Source organism: Leifsonia sp. RAF41 (assembly GCF_052114085.1).
Taxonomy (GTDB): Bacteria; Actinomycetota; Actinomycetes; order Actinomycetales; family Microbacteriaceae; genus Leifsonia.
The window spans coordinates 2,793,221-2,812,936 of record NZ_JBFREB010000001.1; the positions used below are offsets into that span (position 1 = coordinate 2,793,221).

Below are 19,716 nucleotides of genomic sequence, written 5' to 3' on the forward strand. Positions count from 1 at the left end.
CTACTTTTTCCACGTTTCTACAGACTAATGTCGGTTTGCTACATAAGCAAGGATTCATTCGGCACCGAGCTCGCTCGCGATGCGGCGAGCGCCCTTGACGGCGAGTGCGACCGAGGTCAGCGTCGGATTGCAGGCCGTCGCCGTCGGGATGACGCCGTTGCCCGCGACGAATACCCCGGGCGCCGCCCACACCTCGCTGTCCGGCCCGCACACGCTCAGGCCGTCGTCGGTCTCCCCCATCCGCACGCTGCCCTGGTAGTGGAGGGAGGCTCCGAGCGGCATGGTGAACGGCCTGTCGCCGATCGGGGTCCCCACCGCTTTCGCGAGCTCGACGATCTCGTCCTGTGCGCGCGCGATCACCGCGCGGTCGCGGTCGGTGAGCGTGTAGTGGATGCGCAGGGCGGGCATCCCGTACCAGTCGCGCTCGTCGTCGCTGAACGCCACCCGGTCGTCCCACTGCAGGTCCTTGGCGCAGAATAGACCGAGCCCGACGATCGAGCCCGGGACGACGGGATCGTCGTCGGCGAGCGGGATCGGGGAGGCGTCGAGCTGCATGACCTGGCCGTGGAACGGCACAGCGTCGGTGTACGGCACCCAGCTCACGCCGCTGCGCTCGCTGATGGCTCCGTCGATCACCTCGTCGGCTCCGACGTCACCGGTGCCGGCCTTCCCCGGGGCGTCCTTCGCCACGGACTCCGCATCCCGGATGCGCGTGGCGTAGACCACCTGCGTCTGGTCGTTGAGCATGCGGCCGAGGGCGGCGGGGCGTATCCCGCTGGCCCAGAGCACCTGCGGCGTGCGCAGAGCGTCGGCGGCGACGACCACGAAACGCGCGCGAACCGTGTGCAGCTCGCCCGTACGGCGGTCGCGGACCTCCACGCCGGCGGCCCGGCCGTCCTCGAGCAGCACCCGGGTGATCAGCGACTCGTCATACAGGGTGAAGTGCTCGTTCGCACGGGTCACATCGCCGAACACCACATCGGAACCCGACCAGACCAGGCGCCCGTCGTCGCGCCGGTGCACCGCGAGCGGCATCTTCTGCACCCGCTGGGCGGGCGGTCGGCCCTCGTCCACGGCCTCGGCGAGCCGCTCGCGCACGAGAGCGGTGAACGGCGCTCCGTCGAACGCGTCGGTGGTGACGCCGAGCAGCCGGTCGCCCTCGTCGAGCAGAGCGTCGAGGTCGGGGAGGAACGCGATGCGCTCGCTGTCGCCCGGGCGCGGGCACGCTCCGGTCCAGTGGGCGCCCATCCCGCCCACATTGCTGGAGAACGCGACGACGGGCATGCCGTCTTCGCCCGGCTCCTGAAACCCCTCGTCGAGGAGGTAGGTGCCGGGGCGCCCCCGGCGCTGCCCTGCGGTCACCGCACCCGGAGAGCTCACGGTGTCAGCGCCCGCGCCCGGGCCCTCCGAGCGCTCCTGCGCCTCGGCCCGCGTGACGGGGTCCTCGATGTTCTTGACGTGCGCGCCCGGCGGATTGGACACCGTGGGCCCGACCTCGAACAGCGCGATGGTGGCGCCGGGCGCCTCCTCGCTCAGGATGCGTGCATACGTCGCGCCGGCGGGGCCGCTGCCGACAATGGCGACGTCGACGGATTCCGGATAGCGGCTCACGCGGTCACCGCCAGCTCGCGGATGAGTGCGACGGAGGCCGCCGACTCTTGCGTCGGGTAGTACTCGAGGCCGATCGGGCCGTCGTAGCCGGAGGATCGGAGGATCCGCAAGCGCTCCGCCCAGTCGAGGTCGCCGGAGCCCGGCTCGCCGCGTCCGGGGGCATCGGCGAGCTGCACGTAGGCGATCAGGTCGCCCGCGTTGGCCAGCTCCGCCGCCATGTCCTCGCCCTCGACGGCCGAGTGGTAGATGTCGTAGAGCACGCCGAAGTACGGGGAGCCCACGCCGCGCGCGACGTAGACCGCCTCGGCGGTGCGGTCGAGGAGTGAGCCCGGGTGGTCGACGCGGATGTTGACCGGCTCCAGGGCGAGCGTGATCCCCGACCCGTCGATCTGCGCGATCGCCTTCTGGTAGATCTCGATCAGCTTGTCGAGCTGGACCTGGCGCTTCCACCCGCCGAAGCCGGTTCCGCTGCCGACGACCATGCGCGGGCAACCGAGGTCCTGCGCGATGGCGACGCCCTCGTCGAGCTTGCGGAAGAACTCCGAATGGTCCCACGGCGGGATCATGAACTGGGTGCGCGGCTCCGACAGCTGGGCGGTGAGCGACGTGCCGGTCTCCTCCAGAGCGGCCTTGAGCGCGGGGAGGTCCTTCGGCGTCGTCGGTGCATCGACGCCGGTCGGACCCCACATCTCCACGGCGTCGAAGCCAGCGGCGGCCGCTGCGCGCACGCGGTCGTGGTAGTCGCCGGCCTCAGTGAAGAGCAGTTCGATGTTGGGTGCGAGCTGGTACATGGGTTCTCCTGTTCAGAACATCGGATGGTCGTGGGCGGCATGCACGGGAACCTGCTGAAGCACATCCCAGTGCTCGACGATCCGGCCGTCCTCGAATCGGTAGATGTCCGCGACCGCGGCGTCGGGGACGCCGGGTCGGGAAGCTTTGACGTGCACCATCGCCAGGTCACCGTCGACGAGGATGCGCTGGATCTCGAACCGCGCATCCGGGCTGCCGTCGAATTTCGGCGTGAGAGCCTCCACAGCGGCGGCGGGGCCGTCGGGGATGTTCGGGTTGTGCTGCCGGTAGTCGTCGGAGACCAGGAGGGCGAAGGCGGCGGCGACGCGCTTCTGCGTGTAGAAGAGGTCGCAGAAGCGCTCGAATGTCTCGCGGTTGTCGCTCATGCGCGGTCCTTCGAGGTCTCGGCCGTGCTGGACAGCGGCGTCCGCGCTGCGATGGTGACAGGGCCGAGCAGCCCGCTCGGATCCTGCTGGGCGAACGCGGAGAAGAAGTCCGGCTGCGCCTTCGCGAGCGTGTTCGTCACCTCGACCTCCATGGTGTTTCTGCCGGCCAGGACACCCGCCGGCACGTCGAAGACATACGGAGGCGCGATGCGGCTGCCGAGGTCGACCCCGTTGAGGCGCACGCTGGCGAGTTCGAAGACCTGCCCGAGATCGAGGACGTGCTCGGCAGCGTCATCCCGGGAGTCGAACGACGCCGTGTACCGCGCCGTGCCGCTGAACCGTGGCAGGAGATCGGGGTCGCTGAGCGGCCGCAGGCCGTCCAGCTCGCCCCATTCCGAGAACGCGGGCTCGGATGCTGTCGCCGTGGCGACCGTCCAGGTCGACACGAGTTCGACGGCATCGCCGAGCTCAGCGGCCGGCCGGACCGGCAGGCCCTCCCAGGCCGTCGGCGATCCGACGAGCAGCACGACCGACTCTCCGGGGCCCAGCTCCAGGGAGACCGACGTCGTCCTGCCGTCGACCCTGCCGGGCACCTCCGTGAGAGTTCCCGTTGCGGCGTCGAAAGCGACGATCTCCCCGGCTCGCGGGAGGGTCGCCGTCGCGCGCACGGTGTCCCTCACCGACTCGTTGACCACCATGAACACGTCGGCGTCGCCGGCGTCGCGACGCAGCACGCGCACGGACGCGCACGGCGGGTCGAGGCGCACAGCGCGGTCGCTCATCCCCTGGACGGCAGGCACCAGTCCCTTCTCGGACACCGGGCGGAACCGCAGCTTCAGCGCGTTCCCGTCGACGCGGGGCCCGGAGACGTCCGGAACGGAACCGACGAAGACCACGGGGACACCCGCATCGTCGAGCCGCAGCAGCTCGAGCGCGACGTGGGCGGGCAGGTACGCGCTGCCCGGAACGATCAGCGCGTCGTAGGTCTCGCCGCCGAGCGTGAGCGTCGAGCCGTCCACCCCGGCGTCCAGGAGTACATCGGCAGGGACGACGTCGGCGTCGAGCTGAGCCTCCATCAGCAGGCCCAGCGGTCGCTCGAACGGCATCGCATCGCCCAGCCACTCGGCGTCCGCGTGGTAGAGCACCGCGAACGGGGCGACATGCCCGCCGCTCTGGAGCAGGTGGCTGAGCCGGTTCGTATACGCGCTGAGCAGGTGCTGCAGCGGGTACTGCGGATTGTTGCCGCGTGCGTAGAAGTGCGGAGGGCAGTCCGGGTCGGGGAACGGCGCGGGCGAGAACGCGTGCGGCACCACGTGCGTGACCCCACGCACCAGGAGGTGATTCGTCAACCAGGTGAACAGCCGCAGACCCGCGTACCAGCCGTAGGCGCCGATCGTCTCGCACATCGCCCTGCCCTGCTTCAGCGGGTCGAGGTGCGCGGCGGACGACGCGAGCTTGGCGAGCCCGAAGTGGAAGAATTCGCCGTCGGCGGCCCCGCCGATGTTGCCGAACGGGCCGCGGGAGAACCCAGGGACCACCTGGCCGCCGATGATGTCGACGCCCGCCATGTCCTGGCCGGCCATCGCCCGGAAGTAGTGCCCGGCGCCCGGGCCGAGCCTCGCGTGGGATCCGTTGTCCTCGATGACATGGCCGATGTACTCGACGCCGTGCGCACGGCACCAGTCGCCGAGCCGCCGGCCGAAGTTCTCCGAGTACAGCCGCGAGACCGTGTCCATGAAGGCGTACCGCACCTCGCGTCCGCGCTCGCCGCCCGGCATCCACAGCAGGGGCAGGAGCGGGACCGCATCCTGTCCGAGCCGCTCGGACAGCCGAGCGGCGACGTCGTCGTTCCACGGCAGCGGCACCGCCTTGCCGAGCCGCGAGTCGAAGTCGAACGTGTCCGGGTCGTTGTAGAGCCCGGGCTCGTCGCTGAAGAACCCCGCGATCGTCGCGCCGAACTCGTCCGCGTAGCGCTCGTGGATGCGCTCGTAGACCGTGTCGATGAGCAGTTGGGTGGAGGCGGCGTTCAGGTAGTCGATGTGCTGCGCGTGCCGCGCGCTTCCGCCTTCGCCGACCTCCAGGAAGAAGACCCGCCACCAGCCGTCGGGGATGTCCCAGTGCAGCACCCCGTCGACGATCCGGTCCGTGAGGTCGACGGGGTCGCCGGTGAGCTCGTCCGAGTCCTCGGCCCGCCGGAAGGCGAGCACCCGAAGCAGTTCCCCGGGCTCCCGCGCCGCATCCGGTCCCCAGAGCGCGCGGCGTTCCACAATGAAGGAGGCACCGCGTGCGGGACCGACGGCGTCGGTGTGCCGCTCGCTGAGGAAGTGACGGTGCAGTTCCGCGGGCGCAGCCTCCACCGCGCCGCCGGCGTGACCCGTAGGAAAGGTGTCGTCGTCGAAGAACCACACCGTCATGCCGCGGCGCCGGGCGATCTCGAGCACGGCGTCCACGTCGCGCCACCAGCCGTCCTCGAGGTACTGCGGATGCGGCCGCGCCTCCAGGATGACCGCGCCGATGCCCGCGTCGGCGATGCGCTCCATCTCCTCGCGCACGACCTCGACCGGGCCCCCCTTCTGCCAGAACAGGGGCATGATCGCGTTGGGGACCGTTCCGGCCACGATGTCGCGGAGGCGCTGCAGGGTCATGCGGACTCCTCCAGACGTAGTCCCAGCCGGTGCTCGACGGTTCCGTCGCTGATGGTGAGAGTGAAGTCTCCCGGTTCGAGCACGCGGTGCACGCCGTCGGCCCAGAACCGGAGGTCGTCGTCGTCGATCCGGAAGGCGACCGTGACCGACTCTCCCGGTTCGAGGGTCACCCGAGTGAACCCGCGCAGGCGCCGCACGGGCTGCGTCACCGACGCGACCTCGTCCGTGACGAAGAGCATGACGACATCGTCGCCCGCGCGGTCGCCGGTGTTCGTGACTCGCACTGTGGCGTCGATGCCGGCCGCCGCCTCCTCTGCGCTGGCGATGGTCCGCGACACCGCGAACCCGTCGAGGGTGAAGGTCGTGTACGCGAGACCATGACCGAAGTCGAAGCGCGGGCCGAGCGGGAGGTCCAGGTACTTCGACGTGTAATAGTCGTCGGTGTTGTTCGGGCCGGTGAAACCGGCGATCGTCTCGGGCAGCAGCGCACCCCCGGTCCGCGGCGGACGGCCGGTGCGCTCGTGATCGTGGTGGATCGGCACCTGGCCGGCCGCGCGCGGGAAGGTCATCGGAACACGGCCTCCCGGGCTGACCCGGCCCGACAGGGTCCTCGCGATGGCGGCCGGGGCCTCCGAGCCGAGGTGCCACACGCAGAGCGTGGCAGCGACGCGCTCGATCCAGTCCTCGACGACGAGCGGCCGGCCGGTGGCGAGCACGACGACGATGCGCGCGCCGGCGTCTGCGAGCGCGTGGATGAGGCGTCGTTGCGCCTCGGGGAGGGTGATGTCCGCCCGCGAGCTCGCCTCACCGGAGATCCGGCTCGGTTCGCCGACGGCGAGGACGACGAGGTCGGTGTCCGCAGCACGCTCGACAGCCTCGGCGATGGAGGCGTCGGTCGCATCGAAGAAGCCACAACTATCGACGACCTCCCAGTCGACGTGCGGGAGTTCGGTCGCCAGCGCATCCGCCAACGACTCGGTCACCGGCGAAGCGAAGTGCTGCACCCACGTGCCGAGGTGGTCGAGACTGCGCGCGTACGGTCCCGCAAGCAGCACCCGGCCGGTCGGGGGAAGGGGCAGCGCGCCGTCGTTCGTCAGAAGCACGGTGCACCGCTCGGCCGCCTGACGCGTGAGCCCGCGGTACCTCTCGGTGGCGCCGGTCGAGGCGGTGGAGGCGTCCACGTACGGTCGCTCGAACAGGCCGAGCCGCTGCTTCAGGCGAAGGACTCGGCGCACCGCGTCGTCGACCCGCGCGACCGGAAGCTGGTCAGGTGAGACGAACGCCACGCCGTCCGCATCGACCAGCAGCGATCCGCCCATCACGATGTCGACACCGGCTTCGATCGCCGCGGCCACGGCCTCGCGCTCGTCGGCCACCACGCCGTGGTTCACGAGCTGGGCGACACCGTCGGCGTCCCCGACGACCACGCCGTCGAATCCCCACTCCTCCTTGAGCACTCCGGTCAGCAGAGCGCGGTGGGCATGCATCGGGATGCCGTTCAACGCGTTGAACGCGGCCATGACCGTCGCCGCTCCGGCCTCAACGCCGGCCCGGAACGTTTCGAGGTAGACCTCGCGGAGGCGGCGGTCGGAGACGTCGGTAGTGTTGTAGTCGCGGCCCGCCTCGGCGGCGCCGTAAGCGACGAAGTGCTTGAGGCAGGCGGCGAGCGCGTCGCCCGTGTCGAGTGCCCTGCCCTGATACCCGGCCACCTTGGCGACGGTGAGGATCGACGACAGATACGGGTCCTCGCCGAAGCCCTCGACCACCCGCCCCCAGCGCGGGTCGCGGGTGACGTCGGCCATCGGTGAGAACGTCCAGGTGACGCCCGCCGATCGAGCCTCCGTCGCCGACACCCGGGCGTCGAGCTCTGCGACCGCCGGGTCGAAGGCCGCCGCCTGCGCGAGCGGCGTCGGGAAGATCGTGAACTGCCCGTGGATCACGTCGAGCCCGACAAGAAGGGGGATGCCGAGCTCGGTCTCCTCGACGGCGATCCGCTGAGCCGCGTTCGTCTCCTCCGCGCTCGGGGGCCAGAAGGTGGAGCCGATGCCGCGGCGGATGAGTTCTTCCCGCTCGGTCGCGGAGGGCCTCCACACGATCTGCAGCTGCAGGAGCTTCTGCTCCCAGGTCATGCGCGCCAGCAGGGATTCGATGTCGACGGTCATCGGTCCCCCTCGGGCGCATCCTCCGCGAGCGGGCGGTACCGGAACTCCCGGAACACGACCTCGCCGTCGGCCGCCGCGAACAGTGCGGGCCGGAGGCTCTTCAGATCGTTCACCGTCGCCGAGTGCGCTCCGGAGGTGTCGTAGCGGACGCCGTGCCGCGTCCAGTCCTCCCCCGGGCGGCGCTGCCAGCCGGTCACGATGTGGTGGTCGTTCCGCAACCGCAGCTCGATCGTCGCGCCGGGTTCGGCCGGCTCCCGCCAGTGCGTGCGGATGCCGCCCGCGTAGCTGGGCAGCGCCTCGCCGTCCCAGCCCATCCCGAAGAACATGCGGTGGTTGAAATAGAGGAGCAGGCCGCCGGTCGCGCCTCCTTGCACCTCGAGTGTTACCTCCACCTCGTAGGCGTCGTCCATCGCCCAGGTAGTGAGCGGCGAGGAATCGGACGGGGAGGAGCCCTTCGCGGCAAGCACCAGCCCGTCGCCGAAGCGCGCCCGGCCCTGCTCGTCGGGCCCGGGGTTGTCGAAGACCCACCGCTCGCCCCACGCGGGGGCGGCGAAATCGTCGGAGGGTGCGGGAACGGCGACCGGGGTGCACCCGCTCCCGGAGGCCGCGGGCGTGGTGAGCGGCGCGCCGACATCGCTCGCGGCGGCGAAGGGCCAGCCGTCGTCCGTCCACTCGATCGGCTCCAGCAGCGCCTGACGGCCGAGCGTGCGGAAGCCGTTGGCATAGCCGTGGGACACCATCCACCAGGAGCCGTCCGGAGCGTCGAGGATCGTCGCGTGCCCGCGCGACCACCACGCCTCGTCGGCCGACCAGGTGCGGGCGATCGGGTTGCCCGGCGCGTTCTCCCACGGCCCGTGCACCGACCGGGACCGGGCGACGATCACCATGTGGCCGGTCGCCGGGCCCCCGGTTCCGCCGACCGCGCTGACCAGGTAGAACCATTCGCCGCGGCGGAACAGCTTCGGTCCCTCCAGGGCGTACGCCTCGGTGATCCACTCGTCGGGATACCGCCAGCCGTCGTACACGTGCTCCAGCGGCGTGACCGCCGTCAGCCCGTCCGCGCTCAGGCGGCAGCGACGGATGCCGCTGACGAAGAGGTACCGCTCGCCGTCCTCCCCCACGACGTGTCCCGGGTCGATCGCGCCGGAGACGCCGGTGAACGTCGGCTCGCTCCACGGCCCCTCCGGGCTGTCGGCGTGGGTGACCCAGATCTGCGGCTCCGGGATGCGGTCCGACCAGGCGCTCGGGATGAACGGGATGTAGAGGTAGAAGCGTCCATCGTGCTCGATGAAGTCAGGGGCGAACACGGTCGTCAGGGGCTTCTCGAGGGCGCTGGTCACGAACGTCCAGTTCACGAGATCCGGCGAGCGCCAGATCGTCAGCCCCGGTGACGCGTCGAACGACGAGTACGTCAGGTAGTAGTTCTCGCCGACGCGCAGCACCGCCGGGTCGGGCCGGTCACCGGGCAGGACGGGGTTCAGGAAGGTCCCGTCCCCCCGGTCGGGAGCGGAACGCGGAGCGGAGGTCATGCGATGTCAGCCCTTGAGCCCGCCGGCGTACCCCTGGATGAACTTCTTCTGCGCGAAGGCGTAGAACGCCAGGATCGGGATCATCGAGACGATGACGACCGAGAAGATCAGGTTCCACTGCGAGACCAGCGAGCCGACGTAGCTGTACATCACGACTGGGAGGGTCTGCCAGGGCGTCCCGTTGAGGAAGATCAGCGAGGTGAAGAAGTCGTTCCAGACGATCAGCCCGGCGAGGATCGCCACGGTGCCGGTCGCCGGGGACATCAGCGGCAGGACGACCTTCCAGAACACCTGGTACCGGTTCGCGCCGTCGATGATCGCGGCTTCCTCGTACTCCGGAGTCAGGTTCCGGAAGAAGTTCGCATAGAGGAAGACCGACAGCGGCAGCAGCATCCCCGTATAGATCAGGATCATGCCCCACGGGTTGCCGACCAGGCCCACGTCGCGGGCGCCGATGTACAGGGGCAGCGTGCCGAGCTGCGTCGGCAGGATGATGGCGACGAGGAACAGATAGAAGGAGCGTCGGCTCCATTTGCTCGTCGACCGAGCGATCCCGTACGCAGCGATCGAGCCCAGCCCGACCAGCAGGATGATGCTGCCCGTCGTGATGATGAGGCTCGACGCGAGACCTGCCCAGATGTTGCCCGACGAGGTGGAGGCCGGCGAGAGCAGCGTGATGAAGTTGTCGAAGGTGGGATTCGTGGGCGGGGCGATCGCTGCCGAGCTCAGGATGTCCGGGAGCGTCTTAAGGGAGCCGACCAGCAGGATCCAGAACGGCAGCAGCAGGATCGCGGCCGCGATCAGCACGATGATCTCGATGGCGAGGGTCTTCTTCGTGTACCGGAACATGGCTCACGCCTCCTTGGCCGAGCGGTCGCGCGTCGCGTACTGCTGCGCGATGGAGAAGAGCAGGATGAGCAGGCTGAGCACGAGCGCCAGCGCGGCTCCGAATCCGAACTGCTGGTAGGTGAACGCCTGCTGGTAGACCTCCAGCGCGAGCGTCTGGGTGGCGCCGGCCGGGCCTCCGCCCGTCAGCGCGACGACCTGGTCGAAGACCCGCAGACCCTGGATGAGCGTGAGCGTCGTGGCGATCGCGACCGACGGCTGGATCATCGGCAGCACGACGTACCGGAACCGATAGAAGGTGCTGGCGCCATCCAGCGCGGCGGCCTCCTCCATCTCCTCCGGCACGGTCGCGAGACCGGCCAGGTAGATGACCATGACGAAGCCGATGTTCTGCCAGACCATCACGACGAGCACGCACCAGATCGCGAGCCCCGGGTCGGCGAGCCAGTTCTGCTTCGGGAGGCCGACGCCGGCCAGCGCCTGGTTGAGCGGGCCGTTGTAGTCGAAGATGAACTTCCAGATGTACGAGACGGCGATCGGGCTGACGACCACCGGCATGAAGATCAGCGTGCGCAGCGCGTAGCGCGTCTTCAGCGTTCGGTTGAGCGCCAGGGCGAAGAGCAGTCCGAGGACGTTGGTGAAGATCAGGAAGCCGAAGGCGAGGAGGAGGGTGTTCCACAGCGACCCGATGAGCTCGGGCGTCTGGAAGATCTTGACGAAGTTCTGCAGGCCGACGAAGTCGAACGGGCCGAGGCCCGACCAGTTCGTGAAGGCGAAGAATCCGCCCGCGATCGTGGTGACGTAGATCACGACAACCATCAGCACAAGTGCGGGGAGGGCCCACCACCAGCTGCCGAGCCGGACCTGATAGGCCTTCTTGTGCGGCGCGCGGCGCGGAGCCTGCACCTGCGTCTCGAGCTTCGTCATTCTCCGCACCTCTGACTGCGTCGTCATCGATTCGTTCCTTTCAACCGGTTCGGGCGGCCGGCCCTCAGAGGACCGGCCGCCCGGGTAACCGGATCAACCCCAGTCGGTGTCCATCTGCTGAAGCACCTGCTTGACGGTCATCTGACCGGTGAGGATGCCCTGGACGCCGTTGCCGAGGTCGGTGTAGATCTTGGCGTTCGGCCACTCGGTCGGCGCGTAGCCGCGGGTGTCGTTCTTAGCGATCTCGTCCTTGATGCTGGCGTACTGCGGCAGCAGGGTCGAGTCGTTCTTCACGTTGACGGGGATCGAGCCGACCTCTTTGGAGTACGCCTCCTGGCCCTTGTCCGAGATGATGTAGCTCAGGAAGTCCGTCGCAAGCTTCGGGCTCTGGGTCTTGGCACTGGCCGTGACGCCCTGGTCGGCGCTCAGCGACAGGTAGGTCTTCGTACCGTCGGGGGCTCCGACCGGGAGTGCGATGAGCTTCACGTGGCCACCCGCTGCCTGCATGATCTGCTGCGCCGCGCCGCTCGGAGCGAAGAAGCCGAGGATCTTGCCGGAGGAGGCGCCGTTGGTCAGAGCGTCGAACCCGGCGCTGGTGGCGCCATCCTGGAAGCATCCCGCGTCGTACATCTTCTTGATCGACTCGAGGGCGGTCGTCCAGCCCTTCGTCCCGGCGAAGGTGACCTTGTTCTGGGCGCGCTTTGCGTTCCAGTCCTTGTCCTTGCCGTACACGGTGGAGGTGGCGAGTGCGACCGCGAGGATGCCGTTGTTCTGGAAGGTCGATCCGGCGAGCCCGTAGACCGTCTTTCCCGCGTCGCGTGCCTTGCCGCACTGCGCGATGATGTCGTCGAGGCTCGTGGTCGCGTCGATCTTCACACCGATGGACTGGGCGAGCTCGTCGTTGTAGATGACGCCGTTCAGCTGGGTGCCGAGGGGCACACCGTAGATCTTGCCGTTGTAGGTATAGAGGCTCTTGGCAGAGTCGGGCATGTTCTTCGTGATCGACGCGTCGTCGAGGGGGAGCACGAGTCCGGACTTCGCCCACGGGAGGATCGACTGGGCCTGGCCGGTGCCGCCCTCGGCGAAGAACGTGTCGGGGGCGTTTCCGCCCTGCACCCGCGTCGCGATCGTCGTGCCGTAGCTCTGGACGGGAAGGTTCTGGGTCGTGATCGTGACCCCCTTGTTCTCGGCCTCGAACGCCTTGGCAAGGCCGTCGTAGGCTGCCTTGTCCTGGTCGTTCGTGGCGCCGTAGGCGAAGGTGATCGTCTGCGGCTCCTTACCCGAGGAACCGCTGCTGGAGCAGCCCGCGAGCGTAAGCCCTGCGGCGACGGGAATGGCGAGCCAGGCAAGCCGGCTGGTGCGGCTCCTGCGTGTGTGCTTCATCGGATTGACCTCTTTTTAGACTTCGTTGTCGGTGAGGCGGCGGCTGTGTCGCTGTCTCCTCTGGGGGCGTTTCGAGTTTCGCAGCGCTAAGGCAGATAAACAACGCTACTTCTGCTTATCCCAGACATAAGCTGGGTCGATACCCGATCGATACGCGGCGGGCCGCTCGCCTGCAGACCGCCTCGTTATAGTGAAGACGCCCACCGTCGGGCAGGAAGGATCACACATCGTCGTGACAGATTCCCCGCTGATGTCGCGGCTCGATCTCAACCTGCTGATCGCGCTCGACGCCCTCCTCACCGAGCGCAGTGTGACGCGTGCCGCCGAGCGGCTGCGGCTCAGCCAGCCCGCGCTGAGCGCCTCGCTGTCGAGACTCCGGGTCCACTTCGGGGATCCGATCCTCGCCCGACGCGGCAACGCCTACGAGCTGACGCCGCTGGCCCTGCGGCTTGCCGACCACACCACGATCGCGCTGGAGGCGGCGCGCCGGGTCTTCGAGAGTCAGGCGACCTGGGACCCGTCCGAGTCGGTGCGCCAGTTCTCGATCTTCGGGTCCGACTACGGGTTCACCACCATCGGACGTGTCGTCTCGGAGCTTGCCGCCGCGCAAGCCCCCGGCGTCCACTTCCGGTTCATGCTCCACAACCCGACGGTGGTCGAAGACGCCGCGAACCGCCTCCGATCGGTGGACGGGATGGTCATCCCGCACGGATTCCTCACCGAGCTGCCGTTCGTCGATCTGTGGCAGGACGACTGGGTCGCGATCGTCGCCGAGACGAACGACCAGGTGGGCGACGTCCTCTCGCGCGAGGAGCTGTCACGGCTTCCCTGGGTCATGAACTACCAGTCGCGCTCAGCGTTCACCTCCGCGGAACGGCAGGTGCAGCAGCTCGGGATCGAGCCCGACGTCGAGGTCGTGGTGGAGAGCTTCCTGGCGATTCCGCATTTCATCGCGGGCACGAACCGCGTCGGCATCATCCATTCGGCTCTCGTGCCGCTGGCCAAGCGCGGCGCCGCGGTACGGGTCGTTCAGCTCCCGTTTCCCCCGACCCCCATCGTCAACGCGCTGTGGTGGCACCCAGTCCACTCGCACGACCCCGAGCACACGTGGATGCGCTCCCTCTTCGAGGAGGCCGGCCGCATCGTCGCCGCGGGCGAGCACACCTGAGGGGCTACCTCAGCAGCGCGAGGCGGGCCCAGAAATCGGCGAAGAGCACGCGGGTGTCCACGGTGTCGTACAGAGTCAACGCCCGCGGCTGAGGATGCACAGCGTAGTTTCCGGCGTCGTCGATCCAGGGCGCATCCACGATGCGCGACGCGCTCGACTCGGTCGTGATGGCCGTGAACAGGACCGGCGGGCTGTCGCCCATCGGCCAGTTGCCGCCGACCCGGATGAAGTCCGGAGGCGAGGTGAAGCAGTCGTAGAGCCACTCCCCGAACGGACCGGCCGACCGAAGGCCGACCTCCAACTCGGCCACCGACACAGCGCACTGCCGATAGACGTGCTGCGGAACCTGCGAGATTCGCATCCGGCTCTCGTTGAACACGACCTGAGCAGCCGGGATGTCGAGGACGAGGTTGTACTCCCATGCGCCCTCGGGATACGACCCGCCGCCGATCCAGATGAGGTCCGCCCGGTCTGCGAGGGTCGGGTCCGCGCGTAGCGCTGAGGCAACGTTGGTGAGTGGGCCGCCGCACGCGATGACGAGCGGCAACGGGTCGTCACGGCGCGACTCCTCCAGGATGAGCAGCGCCCCCGCCGTCGGACCGTCGAGCTCTGCGAAGCCGACCTGCACGTCCTCGGCGATCGGAGGGACGCGGCTGAGCCCGAGGCGCGCGACGAGCTCCTCGACGATCGCCTTCGCCGGATGACCGACCGGGTAAGGCATGTCATCCATCGCGATCGAGGTGCAGGTGATCCCCCGGATCTCTGCCGCGTCAGCGAGTAGGTGATGCGTGAGCGCGACGAGCCCGTCCGGGTCGCCGGCGAAGTCGTTGTCGACGATCACGCGCATCTGGGGCGTGACGGGGATGCGACGATGGCTCACCGGCTTCGCCCGATCCAATCGCCGATCGCGGCCAGGGTGCGCGCCGCACCCGGGTCCGACGGCTCGTTGATGTGCCCGTGGTCGGCGTCCGGCTCGACGTAGAGGGTGGCGTCGAGCCCGGCTGCCGCGAGGCGGGTGGCGAATGCCTCGCCCGAGGGTCGCAGGCTGTCGTGCTCGCACACGACCACGAGGGTCGGCGGGAACCCGCCGACCGATCCGAGCCCGGGGAACGCGTGCGGGTTGTGCATCCCCTCGGGCGAGCCTGCGAAGTTGAGCGAGAGTTTCGCGTAGGGCGACTCCGGGTCGGGGATCCCACCGGGATGCGCGCCGTCCGGATCGAGCGCCGGGTAGCCGAGCACAAGGCCGCCGGGCAGCGATTCTCCCGCGTCCCGCAGCCGCGCCACCGCCCCGGCAGCGAGGTTGCCTCCCGCACTCGCGCCGCCGAGCACGAGGGCCGCGGGCTCGACGCCCAACAGCTCCGCACTGTTCGTCCCGGCGTACCGCCACGCGGCGAGCACATCATCGGACGGCGCTGGGAAGTGCACGTCGCCCAGGCACTTGACGTAGTCGACCGCGAGCACCGGAATGCCGCGTGCCGCGAGCTCGAGCGCCACCCAATTCGACTCAGGCATCTCCAGGTACCCGCCGATGAACGCGCCACCGTGCACCCAGACGAGCGCTGCGCCCGCGTGCTCGACCGTGTCATCCCGGTACAGCCGCGCCGGCTGCGGGCCGCTCGGCGCCTCCACCACCAGGTCACGCGTGCGCACGTTCGCGAGGTGGGGGAACCGCCGCAGCAGCGACGCCGTGTCGATATCGGGGCGCGGGTCGGCCGGCTCGCCGTGATCGCGCAACCACGCGATGGCGTCGGGCAGGGGCAGCGCGCGAAGGTCGGGCTGAGTGTCGGTCATCGCGCCGCCGAGGCCGCCTGCAGCGAACGCATGCTCGCCCGGATGAGGTCGTGCTGCTTGCGCACGAGCAGGAGCGGGTCGACCTCGCCCAGCTCGGCGAACGCGTGGCCCTCCCATTCGCTCGACCAGTAGCCGCGATAGCCGCCCTCGACGAAGATCCTCACGAGTTCCGGGTAGTCGATCGCGGGCTCCTGGCCGTTGTCGTCGATGTCGTAGAACTTGGCGTGCACGTGGAGGATCTGCGGCATGATGTCCGCCCACTCGTGCGGGTCGACGTGCCCGTGCATGTTGAACGCCAGGTGCGCGAACGAACCGAGCCGGCCCGGGTCGAAGCCGCGGCTGTTCAGGTAGCCGATGAACTCCTCCTGGCGCTCGCGCATCGACGCTTCGGTCCCCCAGATCTCCTGGAGCCGCTGCACCTCCTCGTCCCCCAGGCCCGCCCGGCGCACCGCGCGCAGCAGGGTCGGCGACATGCTGTGCATCGTCGACGAGAAGTCGGCGACGAAGCCGAGCAGCGGCGAGTCGAGTTCGGCGTAGAGGTCGCGCACCTTGACGATCTCGGGCGCGTTCGGTCCCATCGGCGCGTGGATCTCGTAGGCGAGCTTCAGATCGAGGTCTTCGGCGACCGGCAGCAGGCGGCGCAGCAGCTCCGGCTTCGCCGACTGGATGCGCACCAGCGGGAAGCCGAGCTTCTTGGCGCCGCGGAACAGCAGCTCGCTGACCTCGAACTCCTCGTCGGGCGTCATGTCACGATCGCGCCGCTTGCCCATGTCGAGGTTGGCCCCGAATGAGCTGGCGTCGAAGCCGTGCCGGTCGAACGCCTCCCGCCAGGTCGTCACGAACTCGTCGGAGACGACCGGATACGTCGGCAGCACCTGGGAGGCCACGATCTCGATCCCCGGGCCGATACCGAGCTCCGCGACCCGGTCGAGCAGCCCGTCGAAGTCGAACCAGCCCGCGCGGAACTCCGCACTGGCCGAGTAGAGCGTCAGTCCCAGCTTGAACGGATCGGCGTCGGTCGCTTCGGGCGCCGGAGGAACGTCGGTGACGAGCACGGGCGGTTCGGCATCGTGGTCCGTCGCGGTGAGCGCCAGGCGCTGGTGCACGATGTTGGGCACGTAGAGCCCGGGGCCGCCATCCTCTCCCGGCCTGATCTGCATGTACGGCAGCCGAAGCTCCCCGTGCAGCTCGACCTCGTGGGTCTCGCCGAGTTCGACAGCCGGCGCGCGCCGGACGATGAGCAGCGGATGCGACTGCAGGTACCAGAGCACATCGCTCTGCTGCGGGAGGTCGGCGAGACGAAAGCGCACCCCGTCCAGCTCGAAGGCGAGGTCCTCCTCCGGCACCTCGGCGCCGTCGAACGTCAGCCGGAGGGTCGTGACGGAGGACAGCCACAGGCTGCGGTACCAGGGGATGGTCAGGGCGAGCGCAAAGCCCTCCGGGTGGACGCGCAGGCTCGCGTCGTCGATGAGTCCGTTGGGCATGGGTCAGTTCCTGTCTGCGTGCGCCGCAGCGCGTTCTGCGGCGATGGTACGGATGAGGGCGTGCTGCCGCCGGAGCTGGTCGGGCGCGCGGTACGGCTCGTGGTGGCCCTCGTACTCGCTCGACAGCCAGCCGGTGTAGCCGGAGTCGACGACCACGTCGATGATGTCCCGCCACGGGATGTAGTGGTCGACGAGGTCGTCGTCCACCTCGTAGAACTTGGCCTGGAAGTAGACGGTGTGCTCCATCACCTCGGCCAGGTCGGACACCGGCACGAACGGCACCACTGGCGGACGGGCCGAGCCGTCGCCCATCCGGAAGGAGGCGCTGCCTCCGCGCCGCGGATATGACGACAACTCGAAGACGCCGGTGTCGATCAGGAGGCCGAAGTGTTCGGAGCCGGTGCGCTCCTTGAACTCCAGGTACTCCTCCACGACCGGCGATTTGATGACGGTCGGCCAGTGGATCTCCGGGCAGATCACGATGCCGAGGTCGGCTGCCAGCTGGAGGTTGCGCTCCACGGCCTCCTGCCAGATCGGATCGACCATGAGGTCCTCCGAGATGACGCCGATCTTGGGGCGCACGAACGAGAAGCCGAGGGTCGAGGCCAGCCGCAGGTCGAGCTCCAGCTGCTGCGCGCCCTCGGCTGCGGTCATCCCGCGGCCCGGGAAGCGGCGCGTGTCGATCCACGAGCCGTAGAGAGTCGGCGTGAGCCCGAGGCGCTCGTTGCGGGCGAACCACGCGTCGATCCACGCGGTGGACGGGTTCGGGTAGTCCTGGATGTGGCCTTCGCCCAGGATCTCGAGACCAGTGGCCCCGAGGTCGGCGACGTCGGCGATGCAGTCCTCGACCGTCATGGTGACGCCGATGTCGTCGGTGTAGCTGTACAGCGAGACGCCGAGGCCGAAGGGGAGGTCGTCGGTGGTTCCATTTCGATCGCTCATTTCACGATCACCGCCTTCCGCGTTGCGGTCCAGATCGAGGGCTGGAGCTCCTCCGGGATGTACGACATCCGCAACCGCAGCTCCAGGCTCACGTCGTGGATGCCGCGCGCGAGTCCGCCGTCGCGGGGGACGGTCAGCACGGCGGCGTGGCCCAGGGGCCAGCGGGCGTCGGCGGCCTGCTGCAGCTCCCCGAAGGAGAACTCGCCGGCCGGGAGGGTCCAGCGGATGGTGTCGCCGTCGAAGCGCTCACCGTCGACGGTCACCGTCGGCTTCTCGATGAGGTTCGCCCACAGCCCGCGGTAGTAGGGGCTGCGCACGCGGAGCTGGAAGCCGGTGGGCGCAGCCTCCGGGCCGACGTTGCGGAACCCCGCCGTTTGTATGAGTTGTTCTTCGAGCATCGGATTCTCCTTCGGATCGAGTTCGTACGTGTCAGTTGCGGGCGTCTGCAGATGCGCTCGTCGTCGCGGCCAACTGCGCGGCGGCCTGCCGCGCGCCGCGCACGGCGATTGCGACGCTCATGAGCGTGGGGTTCATGCTCGTGGCGGTCGGGATGAGGGCGTTGCCGCCGACCACGAGGTTCTCGTAGCCCCACACACGCGAGTACGGATCGGCGACCGAAGTGCCGTCGTCCTCCGCGCCGAGGCGCATGGTCCCCTGGTAGTGCAGGCTGGAGCCGTTCGGCAGCAGCCGGGGCTCGGCGACGAACGTGCCGAGGGCGTTTCCGGCGCGGCGGAGGCGCTCCGTGGCCTCGGCGATCTCGCGCTGCTCCCCCTCGGTGAGTTCGTACGAGACGGTCATGTTGGGGAAGCCGCGGTAGTCGAGCTCGTCGTCGTCGAAGGTCACCCCGTCGTCGTAGCGCGGCTGCTTGCGCATCCCGTAGCCCATGTTGACGTACCCCCAGCGGTTGCCGGCCGCCGGATGCGCAGGGTCGAGCTGGAACGGCGGCCTCTCCGCATACATCACCTGCAGGGAGAACGGGTGGCCCGGTTCCGAGAAGGGGATGCGGTTGACGGCCGCGACCGGATCGGCCGGGTTGGTCGCCCTGCGGGCGAGTTCCGCATCCAGCTCCTCCTCCGTCGCGAAGCGGCCCATGCTCTCGGCATCGAGGGCGACGGTGGAGATCACGACCGGATGTTCGGTGAGGTAGTGGCCGAGCGCCCGCGGGCGGATCCCGGACGCCCACAGCAGCTGTGGGGAGCGGAAGGCGTCGGCGGCCACGACGACGAGGTCGGCGTCGAACCCGTAGAGCTCGTGGTTGCGCAGGTCCTCGACCAGGACACCGGTAACCCGGCCGTCGGCGTGCTCGATCCGGCGTACCAGGGAGAGGTCCCGCAACTCGAATCGCTCCGTGAGGTCGCTTCCTGGCTCGATCAGCGGCCCGAGAACTACGTCGGCTCCGGCCCAGCGCATCGTGCCGTCCGCCTGGGGGTCGCCCGAGACGGGCAGGGTCGACGGCCCGTAGCCGTCGGGCAGCTCGGAGCCGAACTCCTCCGTCAGCAGCGATCGGATCGCCGAACCGATCTCCGAGTCCGCGAAGGCTGAGGTCTGTACGTGCAGGAGCTGCGACGCTTCCGCGACGAGTTCTTCCCACTCCGGGTCCGCGATGAACGGGATGCGCTCGCTGAACGACGGGCTCGGCGTCGCGCATGTCCAGTGGGCGCCCATCCCTCCGACGTTGGTGGACGCCGCCCCCGCGGGGAAACTCGGCGCGTGCCCCGATCCCTCACCGCCGAAATCGAGGAGGTGCGTGCCCCCGCGTGCGGTGAACATCCCCTCGACGACGACGGAGGAGGGGATGCCGAGGGATTCGCGGAACGCGCCGGCCTGCGGACCCTGCGACAGCTCGCGCGCCCGCTCCTTCTCGTCCGGGTCGGGGATGTTGCGTACGTTCTCTCCGGCGATGGCGCTCAGCTGCGGGCCTGCCTCGAACATGACGACGCGCGCGTCGGGAAGGGCCTCGAGCAGCAGCCGGGCGTAGGCGGAGCCGATGGGTCCGCTGCCGACGACGGCGATGGTGTGGGTCGGGGTGAGGGTCATGGTGGTCTCCTGGTCG

The 19,716-nt window shown here is 69.2% G+C and carries 16 protein-coding genes; 1 reads left to right on the forward strand and 15 read right to left on the reverse strand.

The window, feature by feature from the left end; all coding sequences use genetic code 11:
* Positions 1–54 precede the first annotated feature (54 nt).
* The 9 genes from AB4Y74_RS13580 to AB4Y74_RS13620 all read right to left on the reverse strand — a co-directional run bounded on the left by AB4Y74_RS13580 (position 55) and on the right by AB4Y74_RS13620 (position 12,278).
* The gene (locus AB4Y74_RS13580; protein ID WP_441799587.1) at positions 55–1,611 is read right to left on the reverse strand and encodes a GMC oxidoreductase; all 1,557 of its coding nucleotides are present in this window, start codon (positions 1,609–1,611) and stop codon (positions 55–57) included.
* A complete protein-coding gene (locus tag AB4Y74_RS13585) occupies positions 1,608–2,402 on the reverse strand; it encodes a TIM barrel protein (RefSeq protein ID WP_441799588.1) in 795 nt (264 codons plus the stop codon). Before AB4Y74_RS13585 ends, AB4Y74_RS13580 begins: the two co-directional genes overlap by 4 nt.
* A 12-nt stretch (positions 2,403–2,414) precedes the next feature.
* Positions 2,415–2,786, reverse strand: coding sequence for a nuclear transport factor 2 family protein (locus AB4Y74_RS13590; RefSeq protein WP_441799589.1), 372 nt, complete (start codon positions 2,784–2,786; stop codon positions 2,415–2,417).
* The gene (locus AB4Y74_RS13595; protein ID WP_441799590.1) at positions 2,783–5,431 is read right to left on the reverse strand and encodes a glycosylhydrolase-like jelly roll fold domain-containing protein; all 2,649 of its coding nucleotides are present in this window, start codon (positions 5,429–5,431) and stop codon (positions 2,783–2,785) included. Before AB4Y74_RS13595 ends, AB4Y74_RS13590 begins: the two co-directional genes overlap by 4 nt.
* Positions 5,428–7,593, reverse strand: a complete 2,166-nt coding sequence (locus AB4Y74_RS13600) for a glycoside hydrolase family 3 N-terminal domain-containing protein (protein ID WP_441799591.1) — start codon at positions 7,591–7,593, stop codon at positions 5,428–5,430. The genes AB4Y74_RS13595 and AB4Y74_RS13600 overlap by 4 nt, the downstream gene beginning before the upstream one ends.
* Entirely contained in the window at positions 7,590–9,122 is a 1,533-nt protein-coding gene (locus AB4Y74_RS13605; RefSeq protein ID WP_441799592.1) for a family 43 glycosylhydrolase, read from the reverse strand. Before AB4Y74_RS13605 ends, AB4Y74_RS13600 begins: the two co-directional genes overlap by 4 nt.
* Positions 9,123–9,128: 6 nt before the next feature.
* On the reverse strand, positions 9,129–9,971 hold the full coding sequence (locus AB4Y74_RS13610; protein ID WP_441799593.1) for a carbohydrate ABC transporter permease: 843 nt from the start codon (positions 9,969–9,971) through the stop codon (positions 9,129–9,131).
* A gap of 3 nt (positions 9,972–9,974) precedes the next feature.
* The gene (locus AB4Y74_RS13615) at positions 9,975–10,922 is read right to left on the reverse strand and encodes a carbohydrate ABC transporter permease (protein WP_441799594.1); all 948 of its coding nucleotides are present in this window, start codon (positions 10,920–10,922) and stop codon (positions 9,975–9,977) included.
* 66 nt (positions 10,923–10,988) lie between these two features.
* Positions 10,989–12,278 carry an ABC transporter substrate-binding protein gene (locus AB4Y74_RS13620; protein WP_441799595.1) on the reverse strand — a complete coding sequence of 430 codons (1,290 nt, stop codon included), beginning with the start codon at positions 12,276–12,278 and terminating at the stop codon, positions 10,989–10,991.
* 232 nt (positions 12,279–12,510) lie between these two features.
* Here AB4Y74_RS13620 and AB4Y74_RS13625 point away from each other — a divergent pair, with 232 nt between their 5' ends.
* Positions 12,511–13,446 carry a LysR family transcriptional regulator gene (locus tag AB4Y74_RS13625; RefSeq protein ID WP_441799596.1) on the forward strand — a complete coding sequence of 312 codons (936 nt, stop codon included), beginning with the start codon at positions 12,511–12,513 and terminating at the stop codon, positions 13,444–13,446.
* A gap of 4 nt (positions 13,447–13,450) precedes the next feature.
* Here AB4Y74_RS13625 and AB4Y74_RS13630 read toward each other — a convergent pair whose 3' ends face one another.
* The 6 genes from AB4Y74_RS13630 to AB4Y74_RS13655 are packed head-to-tail and all read right to left on the reverse strand — an operon-like array spanning position 13,451 to position 19,700.
* Positions 13,451–14,326 (reverse strand): nucleoside hydrolase, encoded by an 876-nt coding sequence (locus AB4Y74_RS13630; protein WP_441799597.1) that lies wholly within the window; start codon positions 14,324–14,326, stop codon positions 13,451–13,453.
* Positions 14,323–15,237 (reverse strand): alpha/beta hydrolase, encoded by a 915-nt coding sequence (locus AB4Y74_RS13635; protein WP_441799598.1) that lies wholly within the window; start codon positions 15,235–15,237, stop codon positions 14,323–14,325. The genes AB4Y74_RS13630 and AB4Y74_RS13635 overlap by 4 nt, the downstream gene beginning before the upstream one ends.
* Complete coding sequence (locus AB4Y74_RS13640; RefSeq protein ID WP_441799599.1) at positions 15,234–16,721, reverse strand: C-glycoside deglycosidase beta subunit domain-containing protein; 1,488 nt, start codon at positions 16,719–16,721, stop codon at positions 15,234–15,236. Before AB4Y74_RS13640 ends, AB4Y74_RS13635 begins: the two co-directional genes overlap by 4 nt.
* 3 nt (positions 16,722–16,724) lie before the next feature.
* Entirely contained in the window at positions 16,725–17,663 is a 939-nt protein-coding gene (locus AB4Y74_RS13645; RefSeq protein WP_441799600.1) for a sugar phosphate isomerase/epimerase family protein, read from the reverse strand.
* Positions 17,660–18,061: a C-glycoside deglycosidase beta subunit domain-containing protein gene (locus tag AB4Y74_RS13650; protein ID WP_441799601.1), complete on the reverse strand. Its 402-nt coding sequence runs from the start codon at positions 18,059–18,061 to the stop codon at positions 17,660–17,662. The genes AB4Y74_RS13645 and AB4Y74_RS13650 overlap by 4 nt, the downstream gene beginning before the upstream one ends.
* A 31-nt stretch (positions 18,062–18,092) precedes the next feature.
* Positions 18,093–19,700: a GMC oxidoreductase gene (locus AB4Y74_RS13655; protein WP_441799602.1), complete on the reverse strand. Its 1,608-nt coding sequence runs from the start codon at positions 19,698–19,700 to the stop codon at positions 18,093–18,095.
* Positions 19,701–19,716 lie beyond the last annotated feature (16 nt).